A 6,676-nucleotide genomic window follows, 5' to 3' on the forward strand; every position below is an offset into this window, starting at 1 on the left:
TCCCGATCGCCGCGCATCGCCAGACATTTTCGCCCCTGAGTAGTGTGCTCAGAAGGGAGGAATTGTCATGGGCGCGTCGAAAATTGCCAATTGCAGTACATTGTTGTTCCCCGCAGGGTTGGCCCGCACCAGGCGCCTGACCCTCACTCCCCTGCAGGCGGCCGACGCCTTTCAACTGGTCGTCCTGACCAACGATCCCCTGGTTGCGGCGGGCGTTTCGCTGCTTCGCCAGCCCTTCACTCTCGCCGACGCGCATGAACTGATCGCCTTGCCGAGCGCGCAAAAAGGCTGTTTCGCCTCGATTCGGGTGGCCGGAAGCCGGCATGGCGACAGCGGCCCGTTCATCGGCTGCGTCGGCGCGGTGGTGCGCGACCGGACCGACGTCGAGCTGGGCTTCTGGCTGGGCGTTCCCCATCATGGGCGGCATTACGGCGAAGAGGCCGCGCAGGCCATGCTGGAACTGTTGCGGCAGACCTTTCCCGAGCGCCGCATCGTCGCCGAATGCCCGCGCGAAAATTCCGCCTCCTGGCGGCTGCTGCAAAGGCTCGGTTTCTGTCCGAGCGGCGCCAGCGGCTCGCGAAAGGGAGCGCAATTGCTGGCCTTCAAAGCGCCCGAGGCGGTGTCCTGACCGGGCGCCCCTTGCGCGGGAAGGATCGAAAAACCAGATATCAACCTCGCCGCAATGGTCTCGACTAAATTTGGAGCGCGTGGAAATGAGCAATGTCAATGGCTGGAGCGCCGGAGCGCAACCCGCCGTTTATCCCCTGGCCCCCCTGCCCGCCAGCGCCCTGCAAAGCGTGCGCCGTCGGCGCATCGCCGCGCTTTTTCTGGACCTCATTCTGGTCACTATTCTCTCGGTGGGAATTTTTCTCGTCCTCGGCGTGCTCACGCTGGGAATAGCTTGGCTGATCCTGCCGCCGCTGTTTCCGTTCGTCGCGTTTTTCTACAACGGCCTGACCATATCGGGCGGCGGCATGGCGACGCCGGGCATGAAGGCGATGGATCTCGAAATGCGTCTCGTCGACGGTTCGCCGACGCCGTTTTTGCACGCCGCCGTCCATGCCGTGCTGTTTTACCTGAGCTGGATGTTTCCGCCGATCTTTCTGCTTTCCCTGCTCGCCGCCGACAAGCGCTGTCTGCATGACATGCTCGCCGGCGTGATCGTGTTGCGCCGCGTGTGAGAGAGCCCGACAACGAAGCCCTTGCCGGAGGTGGAAGGAATTGACCAGCGAACCGCGCGATCCGCCGCAGTTTTACCTCACCTCGCCGGCGCCCTGCCCCTATCTGCCCGGCAAGGAGGAACGCAAGGTTTTCACCCATCTGGTCGGACGCCGCGCCAGCCGGCTCAACGACGCCCTCACCCATTCCGGATTTCGCCGCTCGCAGACCATCGCCTATCGCCCGGCCTGCGAAAATTGCAAGGGCTGCGTCTCGGTGCGCATTCTGTGCGAGGAGTTTTCGCCCGGACGCACGCAGAAAAAAGTGCTCGCGCGCAACGCCGAAATCGTCAGCTCGTTCGGCCCTTCGCGCGCCGACAGCGAACAGTTCGAGCTGTTTCGGGCCTATCTCGACTCCCGCCACAGCGACGGCGGCATGGCCGACATGGCCATGCTCGATTATGCGATGATGGTCGAGGACAGCCATGTCGAAAGCCGGCTGGCGCGCTATCGCCTGCGCGTTCCCGGGGCAGAGCCCGGCCCGCTGGTCGCCTGCTGCCTGACCGACGTGCTCGATGACGGCCTGTCGATGGTCTATTCCTTCTACGATCCGGAACTGGCCCCGCGCTCGCTCGGCGCCTTCATGATCCTCGACCATATTTTCCGCGCGCAGGCGATGGGCCTGCCGCATCTCTACCTCGGCTATTGGGTCGCCGGCTCGAAGAAGATGGACTACAAGTCGCATTATCTGCCGCAGGAGCGGCTCGGCCCGGAAGGCTGGACGCGGGTGGGATGATTCCGGCTGGTGGAAAAGTGAAAATGACGAAGTGAAAAGGCTTTTTGCGCGATATCAGGTGTTCACGTTTTGTTTCACGTGAAACGAGACTGGGCGGGCTTGGCGCCCTTGCGGCTTTTTCCTAGAAATGCATGGATTTTCCGGCGCCTGCTTTGGGTGCGCGAGAGCGGAAAAAAGCTTCGCGCGGCGCTGGCGCGAGATGCAACCTGCCGGTTGTGGCGTCAAAAGCGGGTCGAATTTGAACCAAAACGAGCAAAAAAAACACGGTTTTGCGCAAATTAGGCATGATTTTGAGGTTTTTTTCACTTTTTCCACCCCCGCTGCGTTCGTCCTTTTTTTGACAACCTGAGCGCGAATCGTCCACGCCGCGCAGGGTTGTCCCTCTCCCCGCTCGCCGAACAAGGGCCGTCCGAGGCGCAACGCTTTCGGGTCATTGGGCTGCCGATCCAGGCCGAGCCAAAACACATTTTTGGGCGGATCGAGGGCAGGACGGCGCTATTGGGGGAGTTGGCAAGGCGTGAACGGAACCCGGCCAAATGCGCCGCGCGAGGATTCGGGGACTGGATTCGAATTGCGCAAGCATGGCGGGCGACGGCAAGGCGCGCGCGATGGGGCGCAATTCGTTTCCTGTCCCCGAACTCCGGGTTGGCGACCGGCAATGTTGCAATTTGGGGATTTGGTAAGCTGTCACCGGAACCTTCCCATTATGTTACGGAAGTTGTGAAGTTACGGTGACACCGTTAATAGGAGTTAGCAGAGTTACGGTGACACTTGAGTTACGGTGACACTTTACTAAATAAACGTTTCTTCGGCCCTCTTTTGGCGCGGCGTGGCTCGTCGCCCTATCGCCCGGCGCTGTCTGTTCGAATCCATCGGCATCTTGGCTAATCACCCGGCCCCTCGCCCCGCTCGCGGGGACATGGAGTCAGCAGGCTATCCTCCAGCGCTTGCGCCGCCTTGGGCTGCCTGATCCTTTTCCGCGTTTGCGGTTTTTCCCTCGGGCCCTCGACCAGCCGCACGATCGCGCCCCAGAGGGTGCGCACGTCCTGTTGCGACAGGTTCATCCGGTGCAGCATGTTGCGCATGTTGCGCTGCATCACCGGGCGTTTGGTCGCCGGCCGGAAAAACCCGGCGGCGTCGAGTTTTTCTTCCAGAAATTCGAAAAACGACAGGGTCATGGCGCGCTGCGCCGGCGGCGAACGCTCGGAGAGGTCGAAGGGCGCGCCGCCGCCCTGCCGGCTCTTGAAGAATTCATAGCCGCACAGCAGCACCGCCTGCGCCAGATTGAGCGAGCCATAGGCCGGATTGACCGGAAAGGTCAGAATGGCGCTGGCCAGCGCGATGTCGTCATTATCCAGTCCGGTGCGCTCCGGCCCGAACAAGATGCCTTGCTTTTCGCCCGCCATGATGGCGGCGGCGGATTCGGCCATCGCGATTTCCGGGATTTCGATGCGCTTGTGCTGGCCGCGCTCGCGCGCGGTGGTCGCCCAGACGAAATTCAGATCGGCGACGGCCTCGGCGACGCTGTCGAACACTTTGGCGTTTTCGAGCAGATGGACGGCGCCGGCGGCGGCGGCGTAGGCGCCCTTGCGCCGCGCGCCGGTTCTCGGCCAGCCCTCGCGCGGCGAGACCAGCCGCAGGTCGCTGAGCCCGAAATTGGCCATGGCGCGCGCACACATGCCGATATTGACCGCCAGTTGCGGCCGCACCAGCACGATCGCCGGACCGCCCTCGAAAAGCGGTTTCGTTCTGTCCGTACCGGCTCCGACCAAGACGCTTTCCTCCATTCGCGCGGCAAGTTAGGCGTCTCGACGCCATTGGGCAATGACGCGGAAAATCGTCGCCGGCGACCCGCCAAAAGTTACTGGTCCGGCGCGCTGGCCGATGCTATAGGGCGGCGCGAAGGGCGCCGGAAGGCCGCTCGCAATGTCGTTTTCTGGGGAAGAGGTCGAGGCATGAGCAAGATCAAGGTCGCCAATCCGGTCGTCGAGATGGACGGCGACGAAATGACCCGGATCATCTGGCATTTCATCAAGGAAAAGCTGATCCACCCCTATCTCGACATCGACCTCAAATATTACGATCTGTCGGTCGAAAACCGCGACGCCACCAACGACCAGGTGACCGTCGATTCCGCCGAGGCGACGAAAAAATACGGCGTCGCCGTCAAATGCGCCACCATCACCCCCGACGAAGCGCGCGTCGAAGAATTCAAGCTCAAGGAAATGTGGAAGTCGCCCAATGGCACGATCCGCAATATCCTGGGCGGCACCATCTTCCGCGAGCCGATCATCTGCAAGAACGTGCCGCGCCTCGTTCCCGGATGGACCCAGCCGATCGTCATCGGCCGCCACGCTTACGGCGACCAGTACCGGGCCACCGATTTCAAGGTTCCCGGCAAGGGCCGGCTGACGATCAAGTTCGAGGGCGACGACGGGACGGTGATCGAGAAGGAAGTGTTCCGCTTCCCGAGCCCCGGCGTGGCCCAGGCCATGTACAACCTCGACGATTCGATCCGCGATTTCGCCCGCGCCTCGCTCAACTACGGGCTGTTGCGCAAATGGCCGGTCTATCTCTCGACCAAGAACACCATTTTGAAGGCCTATGACGGACGCTTCAAGGATCTGTTCCAGGAAGTGTTCGACGCCGAGTTCAAGGACAAGTTCGCGGAAGCCAACATCACCTACGAGCATCGCCTGATCGACGATATGGTCGCTTCGGCGTTAAAGTGGTCGGGCGGCTATGTCTGGGCCTGCAAGAACTACGACGGCGACGTGCAGTCCGACACCGTGGCGCAGGGCTTTGGCTCGCTCGGCCTGATGACCTCGGTGCTGATGACGCCCGACGGCAAGATCGTCGAAGCCGAAGCGGCGCACGGCACCGTCACCCGCCATTACCGCGAACATCAGAAGGGCAAGGAAACCTCGACCAATTCCATCGCCTCGATCTTCGCCTGGACGCGCGGCCTCGCGCATCGCGCCAAACTCGACAATAATCCGGAATTGCTCAAATTCTCGCTGACGCTCGAAAAGGTCTGCGTCGATACGGTCGAATCCGGCTTTATGACCAAGGATCTGGCGCTGCTCGTCGGCGCCCGCCAGAAATGGCTCTCGACCACGGGATTTCTCGACAAGATCGACGAGAATTTGAAGAAGGCGACGGCTTAAAGCGTATAGACTCGCGACGCCGGGGACCCGAGGCGTCCCTTTCGCCGGAGTTGCAGCCATGCCCTTCAGCGCCTTCGTTGTTTTAGCGGCCCTCGCCCTGCTCTTCGCCGGCCTGCGCATCGCGCGGCAATATGAGCGCGGCGTGGTGCTGCGGTTCGGACGTTATGTCGCGACGCGGGGACCGGGCCTCTATTGGATCGTCCCGCTGATCGAGACCGCCGTCACCGTCGATCTGCGCATCGTCACTACCGCCGTTTCCGGCCAGGAGGCGATCAGCCGCGACAATGTGCCGATCAAGATCGACGCGGTGATCTGGCGGCGCATCGTCATGGCCGAGCGTTCGGTGTTCGAGGTGCGCAATATCGAGGAGGCGGTGACCCAGGTCGCCATCACTGCGTTGCGCGACATCATCGGGCGGCACACGCTCGACGATATTTTGAAGGAACAGGCGGAGATCTCGGCGGCGATGCAGACCGCCATCGATGCGGTGACCGAACCCTGGGGCGTCAAGGTCGAGCGCGTGGCGATGAAAAGCGTCGAGATTCCGCCGACCATGCAGCGCGCCATGGCGCAGGAGGCCGAAGCCCTGCGCGAAAAACGCGCCCGCATCATCAAGGCCGAGGCCGAAGGCGAGGCGGCGGAAAAACTGCGTCAGGCCGCGCAAGTGATGATGGGTTCGCCTGCGGCGCTGGAATTGCGGCGGATGCAGATGCTGACCGAAGTCGGCGCCGAACAGAACACCATGACCATCGTGATGATGCCGAGCGAATTCGTGGAAGCCGCCCGCGCCCTGGGGAGCCTGGCGACAAAGCCGGAGAAGAATTAGCTCCCGCTCAGCCCGCCTGCCGCCGCGCCCGCTCCATCGTCGAGAGCGCGTAAAAGCCGCGCGCGGTCGAAATCAGCCGGCCGGCCTTGATCATCCGGTGTAATTTTACAGAAAGATTACCCTTCGTAATTTCAAACCCCATTTCGCACAAAAGCTCGAAAACGGCGTCGACATGCATGCCGCCGGTCTCGCCTTCCAGCAATTCGACGATCATCGGCTCGATCTCGCCGGCGCGATCGTTTTGTCCGCGGCCGACCACCGACAGATGGCTCTCGCCGCGCCGGACCTGGGCGTCGCCGGCGGCGACGAGAAATTCGACCGCCGTGCGCCGCAATTCGAGGCCGGCGGCGGGATCCTTCGACGTGAGTCCGGCGATGTCGATTTCGAGTCGCGCCAGCAGTCGCCGCGCCTCCTCGCGCGACTCGCGCGCCGCCAGGGCGATAAAATCCGCGTTCTGCTCGAAAGTCGCGCTCATCGCTTCCCCTTCCCGGCCGCCGCGCCGGACCATACCGAATAGCGTGCTGTCCGACCCGTCGGAACAACAGCCGCCCGCCTGCGCCGCTCCAGTGCGAGCGGACGCCATCCGTCCCGTTCAAGGACCGTCGCCAAAGCAGAACATACAGTAAACATGCGCCTTTGTGGAAAAATCTTAGCGCAATCACGGGAAATTTACGAATGAAATCTTTACATTTCAAAAGCAGTGCATAACACTGTGAATTGTAAATTAACC

General features: G+C 62.1%; 8 protein-coding genes. 5 read left to right on the top strand and 3 right to left on the bottom strand.

The window, feature by feature from the left end; all coding sequences use genetic code 11:
- Window positions 1-67 precede the first annotated feature (67 nt).
- The 3 genes from QZY01_RS14975 (at window position 68) to QZY01_RS14985 (ending at window position 1,953) form a co-directional block, all read left to right on the top strand.
- Window positions 68-628, top strand: coding sequence for a GNAT family N-acetyltransferase (locus tag QZY01_RS14975; RefSeq protein WP_294538387.1), 561 nt, complete (start codon window positions 68-70; stop codon window positions 626-628).
- 85 nt (window positions 629-713) lie between these two features.
- Window positions 714-1,181 carry an RDD family protein gene (locus tag QZY01_RS14980; RefSeq protein ID WP_294538390.1) on the top strand — a complete coding sequence of 156 codons (468 nt, stop codon included), beginning with the start codon at window positions 714-716 and terminating at the stop codon, window positions 1,179-1,181.
- Between the two features lie 40 nt (window positions 1,182-1,221).
- Window positions 1,222-1,953 (top strand): arginyltransferase, encoded by a 732-nt coding sequence (locus QZY01_RS14985; RefSeq protein ID WP_294538392.1) that lies wholly within the window; start codon window positions 1,222-1,224, stop codon window positions 1,951-1,953.
- A gap of 121 nt (window positions 1,954-2,074) precedes the next feature.
- Here QZY01_RS14985 and QZY01_RS14990 read toward each other — a convergent pair whose 3' ends face one another.
- On the bottom strand, window positions 2,075-2,317 hold the full coding sequence (locus QZY01_RS14990) for a hypothetical protein (protein WP_294538395.1): 243 nt from the start codon (window positions 2,315-2,317) through the stop codon (window positions 2,075-2,077).
- A 520-nt stretch (window positions 2,318-2,837) separates the two neighbouring features.
- Window positions 2,838-3,725: an RNA methyltransferase gene (locus QZY01_RS14995; RefSeq protein WP_294538398.1), complete on the bottom strand. Its 888-nt coding sequence runs from the start codon at window positions 3,723-3,725 to the stop codon at window positions 2,838-2,840.
- 183 nt (window positions 3,726-3,908) lie between these two features.
- On the opposite strand from QZY01_RS14995, the gene QZY01_RS15000 reads away from it, so the two are divergent.
- Together QZY01_RS15000 and QZY01_RS15005 are read left to right on the top strand one after the other, a co-directional pair.
- Window positions 3,909-5,120 carry an NADP-dependent isocitrate dehydrogenase gene (locus tag QZY01_RS15000; RefSeq protein ID WP_294538401.1) on the top strand — a complete coding sequence of 404 codons (1,212 nt, stop codon included), beginning with the start codon at window positions 3,909-3,911 and terminating at the stop codon, window positions 5,118-5,120.
- Window positions 5,121-5,178: 58 nt separating this feature from the next.
- Window positions 5,179-5,946, top strand: a complete 768-nt coding sequence (locus QZY01_RS15005) for an SPFH domain-containing protein (RefSeq protein ID WP_294538404.1) — start codon at window positions 5,179-5,181, stop codon at window positions 5,944-5,946.
- 7 nt (window positions 5,947-5,953) lie between these two features.
- On the opposite strand, the gene QZY01_RS15010 is transcribed toward QZY01_RS15005, so the two are convergent.
- On the bottom strand, window positions 5,954-6,421 hold the full coding sequence (locus tag QZY01_RS15010) for a hypothetical protein (RefSeq protein ID WP_294538407.1): 468 nt from the start codon (window positions 6,419-6,421) through the stop codon (window positions 5,954-5,956).
- Between the last annotated feature and the right edge of the window lie 255 nt (window positions 6,422-6,676).

Origin of the sequence: uncultured Rhodoblastus sp. (assembly GCF_903903185.1) — a bacterium.
In the GTDB taxonomy this organism is placed as follows: Bacteria; Pseudomonadota; Alphaproteobacteria; order Rhizobiales; family Beijerinckiaceae; genus Rhodoblastus.